The organism is Saccharothrix hoggarensis, assembly GCF_042678885.1.
GTDB classification, from domain to species: Bacteria; Actinomycetota; Actinomycetes; order Mycobacteriales; family Pseudonocardiaceae; genus Actinosynnema; species Actinosynnema hoggarensis.
Map to the genome: position 1 here is coordinate 1 of NZ_JBHTLK010000543.1, position 528 is coordinate 528.

Below are 528 nucleotides of genomic sequence, written 5' to 3' on the forward strand. Positions count from 1 at the left end.
TGCTCGTGCTGGGCACCATCCAGACGCTGATCTCGTTCGAGGGCACGCTGTCGTCCTGGTGGACGAAGATCGTCATCGGTGGTCTCCTGCTCGCTTTCATCGCACTCCAGCGAGTCATCGTCCGACGATCTTGACGTGAACAGCGAAGTTCACGCTGTCGCGCCACCCGGAGACGGCGCGGCGCCCCGTGCACTTGCGTGACAGCTGAGGTCGGTGGGCGGGCGGCTACTCGGCGCTCGTCAACCGGCACAGCGGCCTGTGCCTCGACACCTGCGGATTCGGCACCACTCCGGGGTTCGAGGTGCGCCAGTGGACGTGCGCCCGCTCCCGGCCCGCCGGGGCACTCGGTCGTTCCGTCGTAGAAAGGAAGTGCCTTGGCACCGGGAACGTGGGTTCGGGGTCGTCGCCGTCGGTTGGTGGCGGCGGTGTTCGTGACGGTCGTGGGTTTGTTGGCCGGGTGTGGGTCGCCGGCCGTCGAGCCGTCCGGGCAGTTGGTCCGTCTCACGTTCTGGAGTGGGTATGCCGGGC

At 67.8% G+C, this 528-nt stretch carries 1 pseudogene; it reads left to right on the forward strand.

The annotated features are described in order from the left end of the window. A pseudogene (locus ACFQ3T_RS37030) lies at positions 1-134 on the forward strand (sugar ABC transporter permease YjfF); the annotation flags it as partial. Between the last annotated feature and the right edge of the window lie 394 nt (positions 135-528).